General features: G+C 69.8%; 20 protein-coding genes. 7 read left to right on the forward strand and 13 right to left on the reverse strand.

The annotated features are described in order from the left end of the window. Positions 1 to 59 precede the first annotated feature (59 nt). Both HPS01S_RS20055 and HPS01S_RS20060 read left to right on the forward strand, forming a co-directional pair. Entirely contained in the window at positions 60 to 2,234 is a 2,175-nt protein-coding gene (locus HPS01S_RS20055) for a protein-disulfide reductase DsbD family protein (protein WP_084397581.1), read from the forward strand. Positions 2,235 to 2,276: 42 nt separating this feature from the next. Continuing rightward, a complete protein-coding gene (locus HPS01S_RS20060) occupies positions 2,277 to 2,903 on the forward strand; it encodes a thioredoxin family protein (RefSeq protein WP_084397583.1) in 627 nt (208 codons plus the stop codon). A gap of 16 nt (positions 2,904 to 2,919) precedes the next feature. Here HPS01S_RS20060 and HPS01S_RS20065 read toward each other — a convergent pair whose 3' ends face one another. Together HPS01S_RS20065 and HPS01S_RS20070 are read right to left on the reverse strand one after the other, a co-directional pair. After that, complete coding sequence (locus tag HPS01S_RS20065; protein ID WP_066160441.1) at positions 2,920 to 3,195, reverse strand: DUF2164 domain-containing protein; 276 nt, start codon at positions 3,193 to 3,195, stop codon at positions 2,920 to 2,922. A gap of 17 nt (positions 3,196 to 3,212) precedes the next feature. Next, entirely contained in the window at positions 3,213 to 3,425 is a 213-nt protein-coding gene (locus HPS01S_RS20070) for a DUF4287 domain-containing protein (protein WP_066160444.1), read from the reverse strand. Positions 3,426 to 3,645: 220 nt separating this feature from the next. Here HPS01S_RS20070 and HPS01S_RS20075 point away from each other — a divergent pair, with 220 nt between their 5' ends. Beyond that, the gene (locus tag HPS01S_RS20075; RefSeq protein ID WP_066160449.1) at positions 3,646 to 3,849 is read left to right on the forward strand and encodes a hypothetical protein; all 204 of its coding nucleotides are present in this window, start codon (positions 3,646 to 3,648) and stop codon (positions 3,847 to 3,849) included. 32 nt (positions 3,850 to 3,881) lie between these two features. On the opposite strand, the gene HPS01S_RS20080 is transcribed toward HPS01S_RS20075, so the two are convergent. Beyond that, the gene (locus HPS01S_RS20080; RefSeq protein WP_066160558.1) at positions 3,882 to 4,355 is read right to left on the reverse strand and encodes a hypothetical protein; all 474 of its coding nucleotides are present in this window, start codon (positions 4,353 to 4,355) and stop codon (positions 3,882 to 3,884) included. A 129-nt stretch (positions 4,356 to 4,484) separates the two neighbouring features. On the opposite strand from HPS01S_RS20080, the gene hemE reads away from it, so the two are divergent. Further along, positions 4,485 to 5,582, forward strand: coding sequence for a uroporphyrinogen decarboxylase (hemE, locus tag HPS01S_RS20085; protein WP_066160452.1), 1,098 nt, complete (start codon positions 4,485 to 4,487; stop codon positions 5,580 to 5,582). A 390-nt stretch (positions 5,583 to 5,972) separates the two neighbouring features. Continuing rightward, positions 5,973 to 8,099 carry a replication restart helicase PriA gene (gene priA / locus HPS01S_RS20090; protein WP_066160455.1) on the forward strand — a complete coding sequence of 709 codons (2,127 nt, stop codon included), beginning with the start codon at positions 5,973 to 5,975 and terminating at the stop codon, positions 8,097 to 8,099. Positions 8,100 to 8,118: 19 nt separating this feature from the next. Here the strand turns inward: priA and HPS01S_RS20095 are convergent, their stop codons facing one another. The 6 genes from HPS01S_RS20095 to peaA all read right to left on the reverse strand — a co-directional run bounded on the left by HPS01S_RS20095 (position 8,119) and on the right by peaA (position 13,659). Next, entirely contained in the window at positions 8,119 to 8,532 is a 414-nt protein-coding gene (locus HPS01S_RS20095) for a DNA-binding transcriptional response regulator (RefSeq protein ID WP_066160458.1), read from the reverse strand. Beyond that, positions 8,520 to 9,026 (reverse strand): GAF domain-containing protein, encoded by a 507-nt coding sequence (locus HPS01S_RS20100; protein ID WP_066160461.1) that lies wholly within the window; start codon positions 9,024 to 9,026, stop codon positions 8,520 to 8,522. The genes HPS01S_RS20095 and HPS01S_RS20100 overlap by 13 nt, the downstream gene beginning before the upstream one ends. A 124-nt stretch (positions 9,027 to 9,150) precedes the next feature. Next, positions 9,151 to 10,278 carry a quinohemoprotein amine dehydrogenase subunit beta gene (gene peaD, locus HPS01S_RS20105; RefSeq protein WP_066160463.1) on the reverse strand — a complete coding sequence of 376 codons (1,128 nt, stop codon included), beginning with the start codon at positions 10,276 to 10,278 and terminating at the stop codon, positions 9,151 to 9,153. 20 nt (positions 10,279 to 10,298) lie between these two features. Then, complete coding sequence (gene qhpC / locus HPS01S_RS20110; RefSeq protein ID WP_066160465.1) at positions 10,299 to 10,619, reverse strand: quinohemoprotein amine dehydrogenase subunit gamma; 321 nt, start codon at positions 10,617 to 10,619, stop codon at positions 10,299 to 10,301. 1 nt (position 10,620) lies between these two features. After that, the gene (gene peaB, locus HPS01S_RS20115; RefSeq protein ID WP_066160469.1) at positions 10,621 to 12,051 is read right to left on the reverse strand and encodes a quinohemoprotein amine dehydrogenase maturation protein; all 1,431 of its coding nucleotides are present in this window, start codon (positions 12,049 to 12,051) and stop codon (positions 10,621 to 10,623) included. Between the two features lie 24 nt (positions 12,052 to 12,075). Next, positions 12,076 to 13,659 carry a quinohemoprotein amine dehydrogenase subunit alpha gene (gene peaA / locus HPS01S_RS20120; protein ID WP_066160472.1) on the reverse strand — a complete coding sequence of 528 codons (1,584 nt, stop codon included), beginning with the start codon at positions 13,657 to 13,659 and terminating at the stop codon, positions 12,076 to 12,078. A gap of 189 nt (positions 13,660 to 13,848) precedes the next feature. On the opposite strand from peaA, the gene HPS01S_RS20125 reads away from it, so the two are divergent. Beyond that, entirely contained in the window at positions 13,849 to 14,844 is a 996-nt protein-coding gene (locus tag HPS01S_RS20125) for a helix-turn-helix domain-containing protein (protein ID WP_066160475.1), read from the forward strand. Between the two features lie 17 nt (positions 14,845 to 14,861). Here the strand turns inward: HPS01S_RS20125 and qhpG are convergent, their stop codons facing one another. The 3 genes from qhpG to HPS01S_RS20140 are packed head-to-tail and all read right to left on the reverse strand — an operon-like array spanning position 14,862 to position 18,590. Further along, complete coding sequence (gene qhpG, locus HPS01S_RS20130) at positions 14,862 to 16,208, reverse strand: flavin-dependent monooxygenase QhpG (RefSeq protein WP_218016613.1); 1,347 nt, start codon at positions 16,206 to 16,208, stop codon at positions 14,862 to 14,864. Beyond that, positions 16,205 to 16,867 carry a subtilisin-like serine protease QhpE gene (gene qhpE / locus HPS01S_RS20135; RefSeq protein WP_066160482.1) on the reverse strand — a complete coding sequence of 221 codons (663 nt, stop codon included), beginning with the start codon at positions 16,865 to 16,867 and terminating at the stop codon, positions 16,205 to 16,207. Before qhpE ends, qhpG begins: the two co-directional genes overlap by 4 nt. Further along, entirely contained in the window at positions 16,860 to 18,590 is a 1,731-nt protein-coding gene (locus HPS01S_RS20140; RefSeq protein ID WP_157576482.1) for an ABC transporter ATP-binding protein, read from the reverse strand. The genes qhpE and HPS01S_RS20140 overlap by 8 nt, the downstream gene beginning before the upstream one ends. A 184-nt stretch (positions 18,591 to 18,774) precedes the next feature. Between HPS01S_RS20140 and HPS01S_RS20145 the strand changes: the two genes are divergently transcribed. After that, positions 18,775 to 20,466, forward strand: coding sequence for an AMP-binding protein (locus tag HPS01S_RS20145; RefSeq protein WP_066160567.1), 1,692 nt, complete (start codon positions 18,775 to 18,777; stop codon positions 20,464 to 20,466). A 73-nt stretch (positions 20,467 to 20,539) separates the two neighbouring features. Here HPS01S_RS20145 and katG read toward each other — a convergent pair whose 3' ends face one another. After that, positions 20,540 to 22,756, reverse strand: a complete 2,217-nt coding sequence (katG, locus tag HPS01S_RS20150) for a catalase/peroxidase HPI (RefSeq protein ID WP_066160487.1) — start codon at positions 22,754 to 22,756, stop codon at positions 20,540 to 20,542. Between the last annotated feature and the right edge of the window lie 27 nt (positions 22,757 to 22,783).

The raw sequence follows: 22,783 nt of genomic DNA on the forward strand, positions 1-22,783 counted from the left end.
TTGAGGAACTTGGCGCGCCCGGCGCCCTCCTACCTCGGCGCCCTTCCACCCCACTCCCCATGCGTTCACTGCCTGCTGTCCTCGCCCTCCTGCTGCTGCCCCTGGCGGGCTTCGCCCAGAACCTGCTCGGCGGCGACGCCACCGTGGTCAAGACCGACCAGGTGCGCGCCGAGCTGCTGGCCCACGCGCCCGAAGGCGCCGCGCCGGGCGCCAAGGTCTGGGTCGGCCTGCAGCTGACCCACGCGCCCGAGTGGCACACCTACTGGAAGAACTCCGGCGATTCCGGCCTGCCGACCGAGCTGCAGTGGACCCTGCCGCCTGGCGTGACCGCGGGTGAGATTGCCTGGCCGACGCCGCGCAAGTTCCCCATCGGCCCGCTGGCCAACTACGGCTACAACGGCACGGTGCTGCTGCCGGTGCCACTGACCGTCTCGCCCGAATTCCAGGGCCAGCAGCTGGACGTGAAGCTGCAAGCCTCGTGGCTGGTCTGCCGCAAGGAGTGCATCCCCGAAGAAGGCCAGTTCTCGCTGCGCATCCCGGCACAAGGCTCGACCGGGCTGAACGGCGCCGCTTTCGACGCCGCCTTCAACGCCGCGCCCAGAGACCAGGCCGCCGCCACCAGCGCGCTGGCGCCAGAAGCCGGCTTCCTGAACGTCTCGCTCGACACCCTGCCCGCCGCCTGGAAAGGCCAGAAGCTGGAGTTCTACCCAGAGCCCACCGGCCTGATCGACCCCGGTGCGCCCTGGACCCAGGCCTGGGACGGCGCGCGCTGGACCGCGAAGCTGCCGCTCTCGGCCCAGCGCGGCGACAGCCCGTCCGAAGTGGCGCTGGTGGTGGCGCAGGCCGACGCGCCCGGCGAAGGCCCGGGCCTGGCCGGCGTGCGCATGACGGTGCCGGTGCAGGGCGCCTGGCCGCCGGTGGCGGCCCTGCCGGCGGCCGGCGTTTCGCCCGCATTGCAGACCGCGCTGGACGCCAACGCCGCCCGCGCCGCCGCCGCACCGGCGTCCGGCGCCTCCTCGCTGACGCTGGGCGCCGCGCTGCTGGGCGCGCTGATCGGCGGCCTGATCCTCAACCTCATGCCCTGCGTGTTCCCGGTGCTGGCGATCAAGGTGCTGGCGTTCGCGAAACACTCGGACGACCGCGCCGCCCACCGCCGCTCCGGTCTGGCCTACACCGCCGGCGTGGTGGTCTCCTTCCTCGCGCTGGGCGGCCTGCTGCTGGCGCTGCGCGCGGCCGGCGAACAGCTGGGCTGGGGCTTCCAGCTGCAGAGCCCGGCCGTGGTGGCGGGGCTGGCGGTGCTGTTCACGCTGATTGGCCTGAACCTGGCCGGACTGTTTCAGTTCGGCAACGTGCTGCCCTCCGGCCTGGCCAGCCTGCAGGCCAGGAACCCGACCGCCGACGCCTTCCTGACCGGCGTGCTGGCCGTCGCCGTGGCCTCGCCCTGCACCGCGCCGTTCATGGGCGCCTCGCTCGGTCTGGCCGCCACGCTGCCCGCGGCGCAGGCGCTGGCGGTGTTCGGCGTGCTCGGCCTGGGCATGGCCCTGCCCTACCTGGCCGCGAGCTGGTGGCCCGCCATCGCGCGCGCGCTGCCCCGCCCCGGCGCCTGGATGGAGCGTTTCCGCCAGTTCATGGCCTTCCCGATGTTCGCCACCGTGGTCTGGCTGCTCTGGGTGCTGGGCCAGCAGAGCGGCATCGACGGCGCGGCCGCGCTGCTGATGCTGCTGCTGGCGCTCGCGCTGCTGGTCTGGTCGCTCGGACTGTCGGGCAAGGGGCGTGTGGTGCTGGGTGGCCTGTCGGCCGCGGCCCTGGTCTGGCTCGGCGTGGCCGTCGGCCCGAACGTGACCCGGCTGCAGGACAGTGGCCCGGCCACCGTGGCCGAAACCGGCGTGCAGGGCGTGAGCTGGCAGCCCTGGAGCGCCGACAAGGTGACCGCGCTGCAGGCCGAGGGCCGGCCGGTGTTCGTCGACTTCACCGCCGCCTGGTGCGTCACCTGCCAGTTCAACAAGCGCAACGCCCTGGCCGACGAGGGCCTGCTGCAGGACATGGCCGCAAAGAACGTCGCCCTGCTGCGCGCCGACTGGACACGCCGCGACCCGGCCGTGACCGCGGCGCTGGCGCAGCTCGGCCGCAACGGCGTGCCGGTGTATGCGATCTACAAGAACGGCCAGCCACCGGTGGTGCTGACCGAGGTGCTGAGCGTGGGGGAGGTCAAGTCCGTGCTGCAGGGGCTCTGACCCCGCAGCGTCGCCGTTTCAATCACCGACTGGAGATTCACGATGCAACGACGCCCCTTCATCACCAGCCTCGCCGCCCTGGGCTCCACCGCCCTGCTGCCCCGCCTGGCCAGCGCCGCCGCCGTGATCGGCCAGCCGGCGCCGGACTTCCGCCTCACCGACACCACCGGCCAAGTGGTCAGCCTGTCGCAGTTCAAGGGCAAGACGGTGGTGCTCGAATGGAACAACCCGGGCTGCCCCTTCGTGCGCAAGCACTACAACGGCAACATGCAGTCGCTGCAGAAGGACTTCACGCAGAAGGGCGTGGTCTGGCTGGCGGTCAACTCGACCGAAACCCAGAGCGGCGACTACCTCGAACCCGAGCAGCTGGCGCGCTGGATGCGCGACAAGGGCGCCAGCCCCACGGCCACGCTGATGGACGTCGACGGCAAGGCCGGCACCGCCTTCGGCGCCCGCGTCACGCCCCACATGTACATCGTCAATGCGCAGGGCCTGCTGGTCTATGCGGGCGGCATCGACAGCATCCCGTCGGCGCGCGAATCCGACATCCAGAAGGCCACCAACTACGTGCGCCAGGGCCTGACCGAGCTGCTCGCGGGCCAGCCGGTCAGCGTCGCCACCAGCCGGGCCTACGGCTGCAGCATCAAGTACAGAAGCGGCGCGGCCTGAGCCCCGCCCGCGGCGCTCACTTCTTCCCGCGGGCGCCGCGCTCGTACTTGCGCCAGTAGGCGAACTCGTCCTCGTGGACCTCCAGGTCCAGCTCGGACACGCGCTGCTGCAGCCGCTCCTGCACGTCGGCCACGGCCTTGTTGTAGACCACCGGGCCGATCTCTTCGAGGAAGAAGCCCAGCAGGCCGCCCGCGGCGATGTTGCCGATGGGTTCGTCCATGTGTTCGCGGAAATAGCGCTCGATGGACTGGATCGCCTGGGCGCGCTGGTCCTTGGGCAGTTCGATGGGCACGGAGGTCTCCGGGATGGTTATTGCTTGCGCGCCAGATGCCAGGCCACCAGCGCATTGGCGTGGCCATGGCCCATGGCGTGGTCGGCCTTGAGCAGCGCGACCAGCTCCATGTGCTTGCGGTCGCCTGCCCGGGCGAGGATTGTCATCCAGTGATCGATGGGCTGGCCGTACTTCTTCTCGATGGAAGGAAAGTACGAGGCGGGGCCCTTGACGCTTGCTTCGGTGGTCATCGGTTGCTCCTGTGAGTGGTTGCCTGACACGACGAACGGTGCGACCCGTTTTCGACAGCGCGAAGAGACCCCGCTTTTCAACGCCATTTCGCCCTTTTCCACTGTTCGGATGTGCCGAAGATGCCGGTGTGCCTCTTGCAGGGCGACCAAGGGCACAAGGGCCGGATCAGAGAACCCTGATTCAGCGACTCGGCCTTGTCGCCCGGAAGTGGGGTACGTCATGTTGACTCAACTCAACACACCGGCGCATCAGCTGCGGTTTGCCTCGTTGTTCGATCCCGGCCGCGGGATCGCCATCCCGTGCGACGCCAGCGGCGAAGTGCGGATGGACGAACTGTCCGAGCGTTTGCGGAACGCCTACCTCGGCGCACGCGCACTGGTCGGCCGGGAGTATGCGCATCCCGTGGTCGAGACGCGGCACTGAACGGTTCTTCGCCGCCCGCGTGCAAAGAAGGATCAGGCTTCGCTCTCTTTGCGAACTTTTTGACCGGCGAGCGACGCCAGGCGCTGCACCTGCCAAGCGAACTCCGGTTCGAAGGACCCCCGGTCCGTCACGGCACCGTAGCCGCCTTGGCCATAGACCATGGCGTAAGCGGCGTACTCCGCCGCCTGCAGGGCCTTGCCCGCCAGTGCATTGGCAACAGCGTATGTGGCGGATACGGCAGCGTGACCGGCACCGTCGATGGACTTCGACCCGGGGTGTTGATTGGCCAGGTGAAATGCTTGGGTGGCCAACGCTTCCAGGCGGGGCCGATCAATGCTGCCGCTGAGGAATTGCCCCAGACCGAACAGGCAGTCAGCCACGGCCGGCTCTTCGATGAAGTGTTTCACCCGAAGCACGCAGTCGTAGCCAAACTCCAGGCGCAGGCGCTCGTGGTCAGGCTCATTCAGTGCGAGCTGGGTGGCGAGGTGTTCGAGCGCTTGATTCACGGCGGCCCCCACTGGAACGGGTTGCGAGACCTGTCGAATCCATGGCCATCGTATCCGTTGGCCCCGATCTGGCAAAGAACGACGCGGGATAATCGCTGATTCCTCCTGACGCCCGCACCGGACACCCCCATGAGCTTTGCCCCCCTGCAGAACGACACCTTCCTGCGCGCCTGCCTGCGCCAGTCCACCGACCACACCCCGGTGTGGCTGATGCGCCAGGCCGGGCGCTACCTGCCCGAGTACTGCGCCACGCGCGCCAAGGCCGGTTCGTTCATGGGGTTGGCCACCAATGTGGACTACGCCACCGAGGTGACGCTGCAGCCGCTGGAGCGCTATGCGCTGGACGCGGCCATCCTGTTTTCCGACATCCTCACCGTGCCGGACGCGATGGGCCTGGGCCTGTCGTTCGCGCAGGGCGAGGGCCCGAAGTTCGCGCGCAACGTGCGCACGGAAGCCGACGTGGCGACGCTGGCCGTGCCGGACATGGATCAGCTGCGCTATGTGTTCGACGCGGTCACCAGCATCCGCAAGGCGCTGAACGGCCGTGTGCCGCTGATCGGCTTTTCGGGCAGCCCCTGGACGCTGGCCTGTTACATGGTCGAAGGCGGCGGCTCGGACGACTACCGCGCGGTCAAGAGCCTGATGTACAGCCGCCCGGACCTGATGCACCGCATCCTGGCGATCAACGCCGATTCGGTGGCGACCTATCTGAACGCGCAGATCGACGCCGGCGCGCAGGCGGTGATGATCTTTGACAGCTGGGGTGGTGTGCTGGCCGACGGCAAGTTCCAGGACTTTTCGCTCGCCTACACGAAGCGCGTGCTGGCGCAGCTCAAGCGCACCGACGCCGCCGGCACCGTCATTCCGCGCATCGTCTTCACCAAGGGCGGCGGCCTGTGGCTGGACGACATGAAGGGTCTGGACTGCGAGGCGCTGGGCCTGGACTGGACGGTGAACCTGGCCAAGGCGCGCGCCGCGGTGAGCGACAGCAAGGCGCTGCAGGGCAACATAGACCCGAACGTGCTGTTCGCGCCGCCCGAGGCGATCGACCGCGAGGTGGCGGCCGTGCTGGAGAGCTTCGGCACGCCGCACCAGGGTGCCGGCACGGGCCCGACGCACATCTTCAACCTGGGCCACGGCATCAGCCAGTTCACGCCGCCGGAGCATGTGAAGGTGCTGGTGGACGCGGTGCACGCGCATTCGAAGCGCCTGCGCGCGCAGTCTTAAGACTCCATCGGCCCGGAAGCCGCGCCGGGCCTAGCGGAGCGCCGCCGGAACCCCGTGTCAAGCCACCCGGCGCAAATTTTTCTGAAAAACAGCGCTTGACAGGCCTTGGTTATGCACAAATTTTTTGCTGCGGTGCAGAAGGTACATTGCATCACCATTGCCCACTACCCCGGAGGGGTTGGTTTTGCAAGTCATTGATTTCATTGATCTTTGTGGTTTGCCATTTTTACGGGCAGTTTAAGAAAGCCCTTGATTTACAAGGGTTCCCGCGCCTGCAAACACATCTATCAACAAAGTTATCCACAGAAAATCTGGACAGCTGTGGAAGCCTTGACAAATCAATGACTTACCCGGCTTTTCGACAGTTCAACTGAGGAAAAAGCGCCAAATATGCCTACTTGGTCCAGCGTGGTCGTTGCGACCCCCGCCCACAGCGGTCTGGGGCCGGCGCTGAGTTACCGAAGTGAGTTGTCGCTCGCGCCGGGAACGCTGGTGCGTGTGCCGCTGGGCACGCGCGAGGTGCTGGGTGTGGTGTGGAACGGCCCGGACGAACCGCCGCCGGGTCTGGACGAGTCGCAGGCGAAGTCGGTGATCGGGGCGCTGGAGGGACTCCCGCCGCTGAGCGCCACCTGGCAACAACTGGTTACGTTTGCAGCCCGCTACTACCAGCGCAGCCTGGGCGAGGTGGCGCTGGCGGCGCTGCCGCCGCAGCTGCGCGAGCTGGACGCGGTGCAGCTGGCGCGGCGGCTCAAGCGCCGGGCCAACACCGCGGCCCCGGCCGACCGGGTCGGTGGCGCCGCGACGGTGGCGCCGCCGTCCAGCGATGAACAGGCGGCGGTGCTGGCGGCGCTGCCGACGGCGACCGAGCCGGTGCTGCTCTACGGAGCCACCGGCAGCGGCAAGACCGAGGTCTACCTGCGCGCGACCGAAGACGCGCTGGCGCAGGCCGCGTCCGAAGGCGAACCGCCGACCCAGGTGCTGGTGATGGTGCCGGAGATCAACCTCACGCCGCAGCTTGAAGCCCGCTTCCGCGAACGTTTTGCCCCGCTCTATGGCGAGGGTGCGGTGGTGTCCATGCACAGCGGCATGACGCCGGCGCAGCGGCTGGCGAGCTGGCTGGCGGCGCACAGCGGGCAGGCGCGCATCGTGCTGGGCACGCGCATGGCGGTGTTTGCGTCCATGCCCGGGCTGCGCCTGATCGTGGTCGATGAAGAACACGACCCGAGCTACAAGAGCCAGGACGGCGCGCGCTACTCGGCGCGCGACCTGGCGGTGTACCGCGCCAAGGTGGAGAGCGAGGCGCTGGCAGCCAAAGGCCAGCGCTGCCAGGTGATCCTGGGTTCGGCCACGCCCTCGCTGGAGAGCTGGCACGCGGCGGACCAGGGGCGTTACAAGCGGCTGGAGATGCCGGCGCGCATCGGCGGCGGCGCCCTGCCCCGGCTGCGGCTGGTGGACATGAACCACCAGCCCAAGGGGGCCAGCATCGCGCCGCCGCTGCTGGCGGCGATGGAAGCGCGCATCGCGCGCGGCGAGCAGTGCCTGGTGCTGCTCAACCGCCGCGGCTACGCGCCGGTGCTCTCGTGCGACGCCTGCGCCTGGAAAAGCCAGTGCCCGCACTGCAGCGCCTTCCGCGTGTTCCACAAGCTCGACCGCACGCTGCGCTGCCACCACTGCGGCTTCAGCTCGCGCGTGCCGCGGTCCTGCCCGGACTGCGGCAACCTGGACATCGCGCCGGTGGGCCGCGGCACGGAACAGATCGAGGAACAGCTGGCCGGCCTGCTCTCGGACGTGAAGCGCCCCGACGGCCAGCCGGCGAAGGTGGCGCGCATGGACGCCGACACGACGCGGCTCAAGGGCAGCCTGGAGCAGCAGCTGGCCGCCCTGCACAGCGGCGAGGTGGACGTGCTGGTGGGCACGCAGATGGTGGCCAAGGGCCACGACTTCCGGCGCATCACCCTGGTGGCCAGCATCAACGCCGACGCCGCCCTGTTCGCCAGCGACTACCGCGCGCCCGAGCGGCTGTTTGCGCTGCTGATGCAGGCGGCGGGGCGGGCCGGGCGCGACGCGGCGCAGTCCGGCGCCAGCGAGATGTGGGTGCAGACCTGGCACCCGGAGCACGCGCTGTTCGCATCGCTGCGCAAATACGACTTCCCCGGCTTTGCCGCCACGCAGCTGGCCGAGCGCGAGGCCGCGGGCATGCCGCCCTTCGGCGCCCAGGCCCTGCTGCGCGCCGACGCGCGCACGCAGGAGGCGGCGCAGGCCTTCCTCAACGCCGCGGCAGAGGCCGCCGAGGGCCTGCCGCACCGAGACGAGGTGACGCTCTACCCCGCGGTGCCGCTGACCATCCAGCGTGTGGCGAACGTCGAGCGCGCGCAGCTGCTGGTGGAAAGCGCCTCGCGCGCGGCGCTGCAGCGCTTCCTCGCGGCCTGGCAGCCGCTGCTGCTGGACGGCCGCAGCGTGCCGGGTGCGCGCGGGCTGCTGCGCTTCGCGGTGGACGTGGACCCGCTGGTGATATGAAGCCCCCGCGCTGCGTGCCTCAGCCGGGCACCGTGGCCGCGGCCAGCAAAGCCTCCACCGTGGCGATCAGATCGCGGATCTTGAACGGCTTGAGCAGCAGGCGCCGGATGCGCAGTTCCTTGAGCCGTGCGGCCATGGTGGCGTCGATGCCGGACGCTGTCATGGCCACCGGCATGTCGGCCGAGCAGACGAACGATCCCTCACGCAGACGGGTGAGCAGGTCAAGGCCCGACCCGCAATCCGACAGGGACACGATGCCCGCCTGCAGCGAATCGTCCACCAGGAGCTTCGTCGCCAGGTCGCAGCTGCCCGCCTGAATGACGTGGGCCAGCTGAAGTTCGCGGCAGACGGACGCCACCGTCCCCCGGACCAGACCGTCCGGCTCGACCAGCAGGATGCGCGGCAACCGGCGGACGCCGATCAGGGTTGGCATGGTGCGGCCTCCTGGCGGAGCATTTCTTCCACCACGAGGTCGCGCAGGGACCCCAGAATGGACTGGTCCACCGGGTCCATCTGGCGCGGCCGGGTGTCCATCACGCACAGGGTGCCGAGCGCCACGCCATAGGGCATGCGCAGCACCGCCCCGGCGTAGAAGCGGATCCAGGGCTTGTTGACCACCAGCGGGTTGTCGTGGAAACGCTCGTCCTTCAGCGCATCCGGCACCACCAGGATGTTGCGCTCCAGGATGGCGTGGCCGCAAAAAGAGATGTCCCTGGGCGTTTCACGGTCCTCAATGCCGAAGTTCGACTTGAACCACTGCCGGTCCCGGTCCACCAGGGACACCAGGGCCATGGGCATGTCGAACTCCCGCATGGCGAACTGCGTGATGCGGTCGAACCGCTCCTCCGAGGGCGTGTCCAGGATGAGCAGCTTGCGCAGCGCCTTCAGTCGCTGGCTGTCGTACTCGGGAATGGGGGCCAGGATCATGGTTCTCTCCCAGGGCAGAAGTACGCCCTTTGTGTTGCATTTCGGCAGACACGGCAGAAAACTTGAATCACAACCACCGCCGGGTGGTCGTGATCCTGGTCCACGGGTCCTGGCGGCCCCGTCCCTAGCGCGTGAAGGTCTGCGGCGCCGCGGCCCCCATGTCGCCGCCCGGCAGCGCGAGCGTGCTCAGCGGCTTGAGATCGGCCGCGTCGTACACCGCGAGGTTGTTCCAGGTGCCGCCCAGGTACACCTTGCTGCCGTCCCGGTTCATCGAGACGGTGTAGTGCGAGTGCGGAATCTCGGCGGCCTTGAGCAGCTTCTTCTGCCGGATGTCGTACTTGGCGAGCCGGTTGAGCACGCCGTACATCAGGTTCGGGTCCTTGGGCGAGCGCACGCCGGTGAAGTAGATCTCGGTGAAGGGCCCGAAGTCGCGGGTCTCGGTCTGGCCGGTCTTGAGGTTGACGTTGAAGTAGCCGTAGATCCAGTCGGCCGTGGCCGGGTCGTCGGTCTTGCCCTTGAACTTCGCCGTGGTGTAGAGGATGGTGAAGTCGTCGTTGGCATTGCGCAGCGGCCAGACGCTCAGCACGTCGGGCTGGGCGTAGCGTGCGCGCTTCCAGTTGCGCGACGGGATGGCGACGGTGTGCTGGCCGGTCTGTGGGTCGAACTTGTAGATGTCGGGCCCGACCATGTAGAGCGAGCCGTCGTGGCCGGTGGCCATCACCGTCACCTGGCGCGGTGCCGGCAGGGTGCGCAGCGGTTGGGCGCCCTCGCCGGCCAGCGCGTCGTAGACCGCCAGCCTCGGCTGGCCGACGCGGTAGTGGTCGGCATTCAGCGTGGTCGGCGTCTGGATCACGTAGAGCTGCTTGCTGTCGTTGCTCAGCGAGAGCGCGAACAGCGCCTTGGCGCGCTCGTCGGCCTTCTGCGACATCCTGGCGCGGAACACCAGCTTGCAGCTGTCCAGCGCGATGCCGTGCACCTCGTCGAAGCGGTTGGTGATGAGGTAGGCCGTGGCCTTGTCGGGCGACATGACCAGGGTGGCGGGGCCGACCGAGCCGGGCACGGCGCAGGTCTTGTAGAGGCTGTCGGTCTTGAGGTCGACGACGTGCAGGTTGTCGGGGTAGTTGCCGACCACCAGGTACTCGTCGCCCGGAACCAGGGGCTTGTCGGCGTTGAGCGGCGCGGCATGCACGGCGGCGGGCAAAGCGGTGGCCAGCGCGAGCGCCTGCCACGCGGGGGCGAAGGTCTTGTTCATGCGGGTTCTCCGGTGGCGGGTCACTCGTTGGGGAAGACGGAGCCGAGATTGCGCCAGTCGTCCTTGGTGCTGGCGGTCTGCTTGCCCCAGTCCGGGTAGGTGTTCATGGTGTCCGGCACCTGGGCCGGCCACCAGCAGGGATCGGCGCAGCCGTAGAGGTCGGCCTCCATGGGCTGGCACAGCGAGGCGACGCCGCCGAAGGCGTCGACCTCCCAGCCGGGATCGAAGGTGGCGGTGCAGCCGGCCACGCTCTGCATGGCGACCACGTCTTCCACTTTGTTCTGTTCGGCCGCCTGGTCCAGCAGCTGGGCCTTCTGGTTGATGGCTTGGAGGTGTTTCATGTCAGTGCACCTTTCGCGGTGAGATGAAGCGGTCGATGAAGGACGGGTTCTTGGCCATGATTTCGCTGTAGACGCCGATGCCGAAATCCACCCAGTCGCGCATGAGTTCGCAGTAGTGGTAGGTCGGGTGCACCGGGTCCTGGTAGCGGGCGTAGCTCTCGTGGTAGCAGCCGCCGGCGCAGAAGTTGCGGATGCGGCAGGTCTCGCAGCCGGTACCCGTGCGGTCCAGCCGCTGGTCGAGGAACGCGCCCAGGGCCTGTTTCTCGATGCCGGTCTTGACGTCGCCAAAGGTCGGCAGCGAGGAGCCGGTGAAGCGGTGGCAGAGGTTGAGGCCGCCCTCGTGGTCCACCGCCAGCATCTTCAGCCCCGCGCCGCAGGGCAGCGCCTTGCGCTGGCCCTCGTGCAGGTCGGTGATGAGCTGGTGCAGGTTGGAAAAGCCGGTGGTGCGGCCCTGCAGCGCTTCGGCGAGATACCGTTCGCCCAGCCGCTTGAAGCCGGCGAAGACCTCGTGCAGCTCCTCGACCGAGAGGTTGAAGGTGTCGATGTCGCCCGAGGTGACGGGCGCAAAACCGACCTCGGCAAAACCCAGCTCGTTGAACAGGTGGTCCCAGATGCGCTCGACCTCGGTGGTGCCGTGGGTGAGCGTGACGCGGGCGCCGACGGGCCGCGCGTGGTAGCGAGCCAGCAGCTTGCGCGCCTTCTCGCTCACCGTGCGGTAGGTGCCCTTGCCACCCACCGTGCGCCGGTTGCGGTCGTGGATGGCCTCGGGGCCGTCCATGCTGATCGACAGGCCGAAGCGGTGCTCGTCCAGCCAGTCCACGATCTCGTCGGTCAGCAGCGTGGCGTTGGTGGTCATCACGAAGTCCACCTGCTTGCCCAGCTGGGCGAAGCGGGCCTCGCAGTAGTCCACCACCGCGCGGATCAGCTTGATGTTGGACAGCGGCTCGCCGCCGAAGAACACCACACTGAAGCGTTTCTCGTGGGGCGACTCGGCCAGCATCAGCTCGATCGACTGCTTCGCGGTTTCCAGCGACATGCGCCGACCCTTGTCGGGCGTGTCGAGGTCTTCTTTGTAGCAGTAGGTGCAGCTGAGGTTGCAGCCGGTGTTGACGTTCAGCACCACGGTGTTGATCGCCAGGTTGCCCACCGTCGTGACCGGCTTGGCGGCGGGCGCGGGGCGGCCGTCGCTCAGCAGGTCCAGCGTCAGCAGCTCGCCGACGGTCTCGCGCAGGTGCTGCTCGTCGAACCGGCCGCGCAGTTGCTGCACCAGCTGGTCGGCCGAGAGGGATTCGGCGCGCACCCGCTCCAGCACGGTGTCGGTCATCTCGTCGATGCCGTACAGCGCGTTGGTCGGGATGTGCAGCATCATCGTGCGCTCGCCCACCCGCACCTTGTGCAGGTTGTGTTCGCGCAGGCTCAGGATGTCACTCATGTCTGTGCTCCTTGTGGTGTGCGCTCAGGGTAGCGGCGGGTTGTTCCAGCGCTGCACGGTGACGATGAAGTGGCCCTTGCCGGTCAGCGTCTTCTTGCCTTCGGTCACCGTCGCCACCGCGTTCAGGTTGCCGGCGTTGTTGGTGCTCATGCGGCGCTTCGGGTTGGGGCCGGCGCCGGCCGGCGTGAAGATGCCGGTGTCGGCGTCCATCAGGCCGGCGAACTCGGCGTCGCGGTCTTCCTTGGCGGTCTCGTTGAAGGGCTCGACCGACCACTTGGCGGGCACCGGACCGATGGCCCAGTCGTCCTTGGTGCCCTTCTTGCCGTCGCGCCCCACCGAGTGCGCGATGGCTTCGAAACGGCCCTGCACCACCGGCGTCGAACCACCGTTGCCACCGATGCGGCCCACCGCGTACTCGGGCGCCACCTTCACGTAGTCGATGCGGTCGAACACCGCCAGCGGGCTGCTCGCCGCGCCCACCTGCAGCGCCTTCACGCCCCGGGCCGCGGACTTCGCCGCGCTCACCTTGAGCACCAGCTGGTTCGCATCGCGCGAGACCGTCTCGGCCACGTTCAGGCCCTTGGGCAGCTTCACCTCGCCGTCGAGCCCGGTGCCGACGATGCGCAGCGTGGTCGTCTCGCCCGCGCGGATGAGCGCCGGCTGCACCGCCAGCACCACCGCGCCCTTGTCCTGCCGCGCCGCGTTCAGGTCGCCACCGCTGGCGTCCTGGTCGCGCTCGAACATGCGGCCGCTGGCGCGGTCGCCGTCCAGCGCCATCACCTGGCGCATCTTCACGCCGCCCACGTCGAGGTCGGCGCGCCACTCGTAGCCGGTGTAGACCAGGGCCGCGCCGCTGCCCTTGAGCGGGCTGCCGTCGGCCCAGCTGCCGTCCAGCTCCACCGCGTAGCGGTCGGCCGCGTTGCCTGCCGCCACCGTCATCACGCCCGCGTAGTCGCCCTTGCCGGGCCAGCGGCCGGCCACCGTCCAGCGGCCCACCGGGCTCACCGGCGCCTGGGCCTTCCATTCGTCCCAGGCCTTGGACTCGTAGGGGTAGGTCTTGGCCAGGTAGGGCACCATCTCCTTGAGCGCAATGCCCAGCCAGTCGCGGTCGCGGCCGCCGGCCTGGTACTCGGTGGTCGGGAACTGGCCCAGGTGGAAGTGCACCAGGTGCTCCCACTCGGCCATCGGCCGGCGCTGCAGTTCCACCCGCGCGCCGGAGTGGCAGCGCGCGCACATCTGGCCGAACAGCTCCGTCTTGTGCTGCTCGATGGTGTTCAGGCGCCGCTCCATGGCGAAGCGCGCGCCCTGGGTTTCGGACGGCGCCAGGCCCTGGGTGTCGGCCAGGTGCTTCACCACGGTGCGCACCTCCTCGGGCGAGAGCTGCGCGCCGTGCATGGTGCGCATGCGGGTCACCGTCATCAGCCAGCTCTCGGGCGACTTACGCTGCTGCAGGCGGTTGACCTGGTCGCCCACCTTGGTGTGGCAGGTGACGCACTTGCTGTTGATGATCTCCTGCGCAGTGGCGGCGCCCGCGGCCGGCGTTGCCGCCAGCCACGCCAGCGCCGCACCCAGCGGCAGCAGCGACCTGAGTGTCTGTTTCCAGTTCATGGGGGTTCTCTCCTCGCAAAGTCACCGCCTTCGTGGCGGCGTGCGATTCACTTTAGGGAGATTCCCGATGGCGCCGTATCCACTTTTGGCAAACGCTTGCGGACCTGCCCGGCGGCATGTTTTTTGCACCGCAGCACAGGCGCGCACCACCCGTGTGCAGATCCCGCCCCACGAATTGCGAGTCGCCCCATGAACCGGTTCCTAGGACATCCCGCCCCGCGCAGCGCCACCGCCGACGTGGTGGACGTGCGCGTGAGCGACACGCACGACGCCGACGAACAGGCCGCCTGCCTGACCGACTGGGGCCAGTGCTACGAGCAGATGAGCCACGGCAGCTTCGACGGCCACTTCGAGAGCTACCGCTTCGACGGCATCGAGATCTTCCGCGAGGACACCAACCAGGTGGTGCAGCAGTACGGCCAGCCCCAGGCCGGCACCATGACGCTGGCGGCCCTGCTGAACATCAGCGACGACGGGCGCTTCTGCGGCACCCCGGTCAGTCCCGACCACTACTTCTTCCTGCGCGGCGGCAAGGAGTTCCACTTCCGCACGCCGCAGCGCGTGACCCTGGCCGCGGTGACGGTGAACATGGAGCGTTTCGCCGCCTACTGCCAGCGCGTGGGCGAGCTGCCGCCGCCCGGCACCTGCGTGGACAACGGCCTGATCCACAAAGGCGAGCAGGACGAGCTGGGGGGCGTGCTCACCAGCCTGATGCAGAGCCTGCGCCACTCGCCCGACATGCTGCGCCACGACACCCTGCGCCGCTGCCTGGCCGAAGGCATCCACAGCACGGTGCTGGGCCTGTGTGGCCCGACCGAGAACACCGCCAAGGACCTGACGGCCTGCACGCGGCAGTACGTGGTGAACAAGGCGCGCGACTACATGCGCGAGCATGTGGACGAGCCGATCACCGTGAGCGACCTGTGTGCGCACATCCGCGTCTCGCGCCGCACGCTGCAGTACTCGTTCCAGGATGTGCTGGGCACCAATCCGGCGCGCTACCTGCGCAACATGCGCCTGAACGGCGCGCGGCGCGAGATCCGCCGCCAGACCGACGAGCGCGCGCCGGTGGCCGACATCGCGGCGCGCTGGGGCTTCTGGCACCCCTCGCGGTTTGCCTCGGAATACAAGTCGCTGTTCGGCGAGCTGCCCTCGGCCACGCTCAAGGCCGCGGTGAAACACTGAGCGGCCGCGGCCGACGGCTACCGCCCGCCCTGCGCGCGCAGCCAGCGCAGCGCCGCCTGCGCCCGCGGCACCGAGCCGCCCAGCAGCGGCGCCAGGGCCTCGACCTCGCGCCCCGGCGCGGCCCGCGCAGCGCGCCACAGCGGCGCCACCTCGACCCCGTCCACATGCCAGATGCCCAGCGGCTGCTCGGTCGTGACCAGCACCTCGGCCAGCCGGATGCGGTCGCGGTCGACCACCGGGCGCTGTTCGATGTGCGGCGGTGCGTCGCCTTCTGCGCCGTGGGCCGGCAGTGCATCGGGCCAGGCGCGGCGCACGGCCCAGAAAGGTTCGCCGGCCCAGCGCGCCTCCTGCGCGTAGAAGTCGCGGCCGATGCGCGCGAAGCGCTGGAACAGGCCCTGCACCCGCTCGGTGTGGAAGCGCTGCGCGTGCGGCGCGTCGGCCGGGTGGTTCAGCAGGGTGTGCACCACCATCGGCGCCTGCAGCGCCGACGAGAGCGACTGGAAGATGCCGTTGCCCGAGAGCGGATCGGCCGCCATCGCGGCGTCGCCGACGCGCAGCCAGCGGTCACCGCAGACCTCGGGCGCGAGCACGGCGCCGCTGGTGCGTGCCAGCGCGTGCACCTCGGTGGCCGCGGTATCCAGAAATGGCAAGGCCGCCTCGACCGTGGACAGCCGTTCGCGGATGAAGGCGCCGAGCTGCGCGCGCGGCGGCAAGGTGATGGCCGACGGATCGACCGTGAGCTGCAAGGCCACCGCGCCACCCGGCAGCCGTGCGCACCAGGCCCAGCCGCCCGGCAGGCTTTCCACCGCCGACCCCGCAGCGCCGCCCGGTGCCCCCTGCCCGCGCCAGAGCAGCGCCACGGTCTCGGGCCCGCGGGTCACGCCCTGCGGCGGGTGCGGCGCGAGGCGGCCACGCGCCTCGACCACGAAGCGCGCGCGCAGGGTCTGCGGCTGCGCATCGTCGGGGCGCTGGATCTGCAACGTGTGCCCACCGTCGCCAGACTCGCCGGGCACCCATCGCATCACCCGCGCGAGCAGACACTCGACGCCGTGGTCCTGCAGCTCCTGCCACAGCAGCCGGTCGAAGGCGGCGCGGTCGACCAGGCGTTCGTGGTTCAGCGCGGTGGTGGAACCGGCCCAGGTGGCGCGGCGCGGCGAAGGTTCGGCGATGGCGGCCAACGCCGCCTCGATGCCGACGCCGCGCAACCCGGCCACCACGCGGTCCGACACACCTTCGATGGCGTCGAAGGCGCGCGGCGTGCCGACCACGGTAACGGCATGGCCGAGCCGGCGCAGGCCCAGCGCCACGGCGGCGCCGGCCGGACCGGCGCCCAGCACCACGATGCCGCGGTCGATCCGCGTCACCGCGTTCTCCTCTCAGGGCCGTGGAAGGCCGCGCTGTCGACCAGCGCCTGCCAGACGGCCGCCCGGTCCCGCGCCACCCCGCCCGCCAGCAGCGCAGCCACGCGCCCGCTCAGGTGCGCGCAACCCAGGCTGGCGCCGGCGTGCGCGCGGTCGCCATCGGGTGGCAGCACGCAGGCGCCGAAGTCGGCGTGGGGCAACAACAGCGCCGAGTGCTGACCGGGTGCGCAGCGCGCGTCGCCCATGGCGCGGATCGCACCCGGGTAGGCGCCGGGGAACACCGGTTCGCCGCGCGCGGGCGTGGACGCGACCAGCAGACAGCCGCTCGCCACGGCGCACTCGCAGGCGGCGCGCAAGGCCGGGTAGTCCTGCCGCACGCCCAGGCTGAGGTTGATCACGGTGGCGCCCTCTTTCACCAGCCAGTCCACCGCGCGCGCGACCGTGGCCATGTCGGTGCGCAGCGCCTCGCCGAACACCTGGGCCACCACGAAGCGGGCGTCGGGCGCCAGGGCGGTCATGGCCTGCAGGGTACGCGCGCCGTGGCCCAGGCGGTCCATCGCGTCGCCGCCACCGGCCACGAAACTCTGCGCCGCGAGCACCCGGTCCTGCAGCGCCAGCGGCCAGCCGCTGTCGACCACGCCCACCCGCACCGGTTCAGCCATGCGAGGCCTCCGGCCGCATAACGTCGAGCCGACCGCCGCTCAGGTGCAGCCGCATCGAGCAGCCGGCCCAGGCGCTGGGCCGGTGGCTGACGATGAGGCGCGTGCGGCCCGCGAAGCAGGTGTCGATCTGGGCCAGGATCTGCGCCTCCATCGCCTCGTCCACCGCCGAGGTGGCCTCGTCCAGCACCAGCACGGCCGGGTCCTGCAGCAGCGCGCGCGCAATGGCGATGCGCTGGCGCTGGCCGCCCGACAACGTCTGACCGCGCTCACCCACGGTGGTGTGCAGCCCCTCGGGCAGCGAAGCGATCCACCCGCCCAGGCCGGCGCGCTGCGCGGCCTGCGCCACCGCCGCGTCGTCGGCGCCCGGGCAGGCGTAGCGCAGGTTCTCCAGCAGCGGCGCACGGAACAGCACGATGTCCTGGCTCACCACTGCGACGGCGCGGCGCAGCTCGGCCAGGGCGAGCTGGCGCAGGTCCACGCCGTCGAGCGTCACCGCGCCGGCCTGCGGGTCGTGGTGGCGCAGCAGCAGGTCGATCAGCGTGCTCTTGCCGGCACCGGACGCCCCGGTCAGTGCCACGCAGGCGCCGGCCGGGATGAGCGCGCTCGCCCCGGCCAGCACCGGCTCGCCGCCGCCCGCGTGCGCAAACACCACCGCCTCCAGCCGCAATTCGCCCCGCAGTGGCGCTGGCAGCGGCACCGGCTCAAGCGGGTCGCTCACGGCCACCGGCTCGTCGCGCAGTTCGGCCACGCGCTCCAGGCTCACGCGCACCCTCTGCAGCCCCACGTACCAGCCCAGCAGGCTGTTGACCGGGCCGCTGGCCATGCCGAGGTAGGTGGAGAACGCGACCAGCGAGCCCAGCGCCCACTGGCCGTCGATGACCCAGGCGCCGCCGATGAGAAAGGCCAGCGCGCGGGTCCAGGCAGTGAGCTGGCCGGGCACGGCGTGGGTGGCGAACTCGATGATCTGCAGCCGCAGCAGCGACGAGAGGTAGCCCGCGTGCAGCCCGTCCAGCCGCTGCGCCTCGCGCGCCTCCTGCCGGCTGGCCTGCACGAACTTGAGCGCGGGCAGCACCTCGACGAAGAAGCTGGACACATCGCCCGAGCGCTCGCGCAGCGCGCGTGTGCCGTCCGCCACGCGCGGGCGCATGCGCCGCAGCCACCACCACTCCAGCGGCAGCAGCAGCGCCACCAGCAGCGTCAGCTCCCACGACAGCCAGAGCATCCAGCCCAGCGCGCCCAGCAGGCCCAGCAGGTTGGACAGCACGGCGAACAGACTGTCGACCGCGAAGCGCTGGATCTCGGCCATGTCGCCGTCCAGCCGCGACATCACGTCGCCGGTGCGGCGCCGCGCCCAGAACGCCGGCGAGAGCCGCTGCAGGTGCGCGAACAGGTCGTGCCGCAGGTCGAACAGCACCGCGGCCGACAGCTTCGTGTGCAGGTAGCGGTTGAGACCGGCCAGCAGCGTGGCCGCCAGCCCGGCCAGCAGCATGAAGAGCGCGGTGGTCCAGAGCACCTCGTGGCTGCGTGCGATCAACCCGTCGTCGATCAGCCGCTTGACCAGCAGCGGCTGCAGCAGCACCAGGGCCGTGGCGATGACCGAGAGCGCCATCACGCCCGCCATGGCGCGTGCGCGCGGCCGCACGAAACCGGACAGCCACGCCCAGTGCCGGCGCTCGCCCTCCGGGCGCCGCCGAGCCAGCAAGGGAACGAGCAGGCCGAACATGCGGGCATGGTGGCACAGCGCCGCGACGCGCCCAAGGACCCTGTGGCGGGCAGGCCGCAGGCCGCTACGATTGCCAAAAGTGGCTACCGGAAAGCGCGGCTTGTCGGCCAAGGTCAAGCAACAGGCGACGCGCCCGGACGACAAGGCCGCCCTGCCTGCCTTCCATCACAACAAAGGAGACCCCATGAGCGCTGTCCGCGACTTTCTGGCCGCACGCGACTTCCTGCTGCAGCACCGCAGCGACTACGCCACCGCGTACCGCGATTTCCGCTGGCCACGCATGGAGCACTTCAACTGGGCGCTGGACTATTTCGACGCCATGGCCGAGGGCAATCACCAGCCCGCGCTCTGGATCGTGGAGGAAGACGGCCGCGAGTCGAAGCTGTCCTTCGCCGAGCTCTCGGCCCGCTCCAGCCGCGTGGCCAACTGGCTGCGCGAACAGGGCGTGCGGCGCGGCGACCGCATCCTGCTCATGCTGGGCAACGAGGTGCCGCTGTGGGAGACCATGCTGGCCGCGTTCAAGCTGGGCGCGGTGGTGATCCCGGCGACCACGCTGCTCACCCCGGACGACCTGCTGGACCGGCTGGAGCGCGGACAGGTCCGCCACGTCGTGGTCGGCGCGGCCCACACCGCCAAGTTCGACCCGCTGCCGGGCGACTTCGGCCGCATCGCGGTGGGGGGCGCCCCTGCGGGCTGGAAGGCCTTCGAGGACGCGGCGGCGGCGTCCGAGCGCTTCACCCCGGACGGCGCGACGCACGTCGACGACCCGCTGTTGCTGTACTTCACCTCGGGCACCACCTCCAAGCCCAAGCTGGTGCTGCACACCCACCAGTCCTACCCGGTCGGTCATCTGTCCACGATGTACTGGATCGGCCTGCAGCCCAACGACCGCCACATGAACATCTCGTCGCCGGGCTGGGCCAAGCATGCCTGGAGCTGCTTCTTCGCGCCCTGGAACGCGGGCGCCTGCGTGTTCCTCTACAACTACAGCCGCTTCAATGCGGCCGCCCTGCTCGATGTGCTGGTGAAGTACGAGGTGACCACCCTGTGCGCGCCGCCGACGGTGTGGCGCATGCTGATCCAGCAGGACCTGGCCGCGGTCAAGACCCGGCTGCGCGAACTGATCGGTGCTGGCGAGCCGCTGAACCCGGAGGTGATCGACCAGGTGCAGAAGGCTTGGGGCATCACCATCCGCGACGGGTTCGGCCAGACCGAGACCACCGCGCAGATCGGCAACCCGCCCGGCCAGCCGGTCAAGCCCGGCTCCATGGGGCGCCCGCTGCCGGGCTACACCGTGGCGCTGCTCGACGTCGACGACCGGCCCGCGCGCGAAGGCGAGGTGGCGCTGGTGCTGGGGGAGCAGCGACCCCTGGGCCTGATGGTCGGCTACGCCGGCGACGCCGGCAAGACCGCCGAGGCCACCCGCGCCGGCCACTACCGCACCGGCGATGTCGCCAGCGTCGACGACGAGGGCTACATCACCTACGTCGGTCGCGCGGACGACGTGTTCAAGTCCTCCGACTACCGCATCAGCCCCTTCGAGCTGGAGAGCGTGCTGATCGAACACCCGGCGGTGGCGGAAGCGGCGGTGGTGCCCAGCCCCGACCCGGTGCGCCTGTCGGTGCCCAAGGCGGTGGTGGTCCTGGTGGCCGGCCAGCAGCCCAGCCCCGAGCTGGCGCGCGACATCTTCGCCTTCACCCGCGAGCGGCTGGCGCCGTACAAGCGCATCCGCCGCCTGTCCTTCGCCGACCTGCCCAAGACCATCTCGGGCAAGATCCGCCGCGTCGAGCTGCGCCGCGCCGAACAGGCGCGCGGCGTGGACGAGCGCCTGCCGGACGAGTTCTTCGATCGCGACTTCCCCGAGCTCAAGGACTGACCTCCAAAAAGAAGCCCCCGGGTTCCTGGGCGGACACCGGGGGCCCGGGCAGCACGCGCGCCCGTTCAGGGTCTTACTTCTTCAGGTCGAAGCGGTCCAGGTTCATCACCTTGTTCCAGGCGGCCACGAAGTCCTTGACGAACTTCGTGCCGTTGTCGCTCTGGGCATAGACCTCGGCGATCGCGCGCAGCTGCGAGTTGGAACCGAAGGCCAGGTCGACGCGGGTGGCCGTCCACTTCACCGCACCGCTCTTGCGGTCACGCCCTTCGTAGGCGTTGTCGCCAGTGGGCTTCCACTGGGTCGACATGTCCACCAGGTTGACGAAGAAGTCGTTGGTCAGCTGGCCCGGGCGCTGGGTGAACACGCCGTGCTTCGAACCACCGTGGTTGGCGCCAAGCACGCGCAGGCCACCGACCAGCACCGTCATTTCCGGCGCGCTGAGCGTGAGCAGCTGCGCCTTGTCGAGCAGCATCTCTTCGGGCGACACGCGGAAGGCCTGCTTGCGGTAGTTGCGGAAGCCGTCGGCCACCGGCTCCAGCACCGCGAAGGACTCCACATCGGTCTGCTCGGCCGTGGCGTCGGTGCGGCCGGGGGTGAAAGGCACCTCGACCGGGTGGCCAGCAGCCTTCGCAGCAGCCTCGACACCCGCGTTGCCGGCCAGCACGATCAGGTCGGCCAGAGAGACTTTCTTGCTGCCCGCAGCGCCGGCGTTGAAGCCGCGCCGGATCTCTTCCAGCACCGCCAGCACCTTGGCCAGCTGGGCCGGCTGGTTGGCCTCCCAGTCCTTCTGTGGCGCCAGGCGGATGCGGGCACCGTTGGCTCCGCCGCGCATGTCGGAGCCGCGGTAGGTCGAGGCCGATGCCCAGGCGGTCGAAACCAGCTCGCTCACGGAGAGGCCGCTGGCCAGCACGCGGGCCTTGAGCTCCCTGGCGTCGGCGGCGTCGATCAGGGGATGGTCGACAGCGGGCACCGGGTCCTGCCAGATCAGGTCTTCGGCCGGCACTTCGGGGCCGAGGTAGCGGGCCTTGGGGCCCATGTCGCGGTGGGTCAGCTTGAACCAGGCGCGGGCGTAGGCGTCGGCAAACTCGTCCGGGTTCGCGGCGAAATGGCGCGAGATCTTCTCGTAGGCCGGGTCGAAGCGCAGCGAGAGGTCGGCCGTGGTCATCACCGGCGGGTGCTTCTTGCTGGGGTCGTGGGCGTCGACCACCATGTCCTCGGGCTCGACGTTCTTGGCGCGCCACTGGATGGCGCCGGCCGCCGTGGTCATCTGCTCCCACTCATATTTGAAGAGCACCTTGAAGTAGCCCATGTCCCACTGCGTGGGGTTGGGCTTCCAGGCGCCTTCGAAGCCGCTGGTGGTGGTGTCACCCCCCTTGCCCGTGCCGTGCGCGTTCTTCCAGCCCAGGCCCATTTCCTCAATAGGCGCGGCCTCGGGTTCGGGCCCGACCAGGGCCGCGTCACCGGCTCCGTGCATCTTGCCGAAGGTGTGGCCGCCAGCCACCAGGGCCACGGTTTCGTAGTCGTTCATGGCCATGCGGGCGAAGGTCTCGCGCACGTCCTTGCCCGAGGCGACCGGGTCGGGCTTGCCGTCCGGGCCCTGCGGGTTCACGTAGATCAGGCCCATCTGCACGGCAGCCAGCGGGTTCTCCAGATCGCGCTCGCCGCTGTAGCGGCTGTTGGGCTTGTCGCTGGTGGCCAGCCATTCCTTCTCGGCGCCCCAGTAGATGTCCTCTTCGGGCGCCCAGATGTCGGGGCGGCCACCGGCGAAGCCGAAGGTCTTGAAGCCCATGGTTTCCATCGCCACGTTGCCGGCCAGGATGAAGAGGTCGGCCCACGAAATGGCGTTGCCGTACTTCTGCTTGATCGGCCACAGCAGGCGGCGGCCCTTGTCGAGGTTGCCGTTGTCGGGCCAGGAGTTCAGCGGCGCGAAGCGCTGGTTGCCGGTGTTGGCGCCGCCGCGGCCGTCTGCCGTGCGGTAGGTGCCGGCGGCGTGCCAGGCCAGGCGGATCATCAGGCCGCCGTAGTGGCCGTAGTCGGCGGGCCACCAGTCCTGGCTCTGGGTCATCAGGTCGGCCAGGTCTTTCTTCAGGGCCTTGAAGTCGAGCTTCCTGAACGCTTCGGCGTAGTCGAAGTCCGGGTCCATCGGGTTGGACACCGGCTGGTGCTGGTGCAGGATGGACAGGTTCAGCTGGTTGGGCCACCAGTCGGCGTTGGACTGGGCGCCGTGCGTGGCGCGGGCGCCGCCGGCGGCGTGGAAGGGACACTTGGCTTCGGTGTTCGGGTTGCTCATGGTGATCTCCTGAGGTGGGTGGGCCGG

Source organism: Hydrogenophaga pseudoflava NBRC 102511 (genome assembly GCF_001592285.1).
GTDB lineage: Bacteria > Pseudomonadota > Gammaproteobacteria > Burkholderiales > Burkholderiaceae_C > Hydrogenophaga > Hydrogenophaga pseudoflava.

Coding starts and splice junctions, on each gene's coding strand:
- HPS01S_RS20055 (WP_084397581.1), top strand. CDS start 60: ATGCGTTCACTGCCTGCTGTCCTCGCCCTCCTGCTGCTGCCCCTGGCG.
- peaB (WP_066160469.1), bottom strand. CDS start 12,051: ATGAGTGACATCCTGAGCCTGCGCGAACACAACCTGCACAAGGTGCGG.
- qhpE (WP_066160482.1), bottom strand. CDS start 16,867: ATGGCTGAACCGGTGCGGGTGGGCGTGGTCGACAGCGGCTGGCCGCTG.
- peaA (WP_066160472.1), bottom strand. CDS start 13,659: ATGAACTGGAAACAGACACTCAGGTCGCTGCTGCCGCTGGGTGCGGCG.
- HPS01S_RS20100 (WP_066160461.1), bottom strand. CDS start 9,026: ATGATCCTGGCCCCCATTCCCGAGTACGACAGCCAGCGACTGAAGGCG.
- HPS01S_RS20095 (WP_066160458.1), bottom strand. CDS start 8,532: ATGCCAACCCTGATCGGCGTCCGCCGGTTGCCGCGCATCCTGCTGGTC.
- HPS01S_RS20145 (WP_066160567.1), top strand. CDS start 18,775: ATGAGCGCTGTCCGCGACTTTCTGGCCGCACGCGACTTCCTGCTGCAG.
- HPS01S_RS20075 (WP_066160449.1), top strand. CDS start 3,646: ATGTTGACTCAACTCAACACACCGGCGCATCAGCTGCGGTTTGCCTCG.
- HPS01S_RS20070 (WP_066160444.1), bottom strand. CDS start 3,425: ATGACCACCGAAGCAAGCGTCAAGGGCCCCGCCTCGTACTTTCCTTCC.
- katG (WP_066160487.1), bottom strand. CDS start 22,756: ATGAGCAACCCGAACACCGAAGCCAAGTGTCCCTTCCACGCCGCCGGC.
- peaD (WP_066160463.1), bottom strand. CDS start 10,278: ATGAACAAGACCTTCGCCCCCGCGTGGCAGGCGCTCGCGCTGGCCACC.
- priA (WP_066160455.1), top strand. CDS start 5,973: ATGCCTACTTGGTCCAGCGTGGTCGTTGCGACCCCCGCCCACAGCGGT.
- HPS01S_RS20140 (WP_157576482.1), bottom strand. CDS start 18,590: ATGTTCGGCCTGCTCGTTCCCTTGCTGGCTCGGCGGCGCCCGGAGGGC.
- HPS01S_RS20125 (WP_066160475.1), top strand. CDS start 13,849: ATGAACCGGTTCCTAGGACATCCCGCCCCGCGCAGCGCCACCGCCGAC.
- HPS01S_RS20060 (WP_084397583.1), top strand. CDS start 2,277: ATGCAACGACGCCCCTTCATCACCAGCCTCGCCGCCCTGGGCTCCACC.
- hemE (WP_066160452.1), top strand. CDS start 4,485: ATGAGCTTTGCCCCCCTGCAGAACGACACCTTCCTGCGCGCCTGCCTG.
- qhpC (WP_066160465.1), bottom strand. CDS start 10,619: ATGAAACACCTCCAAGCCATCAACCAGAAGGCCCAGCTGCTGGACCAG.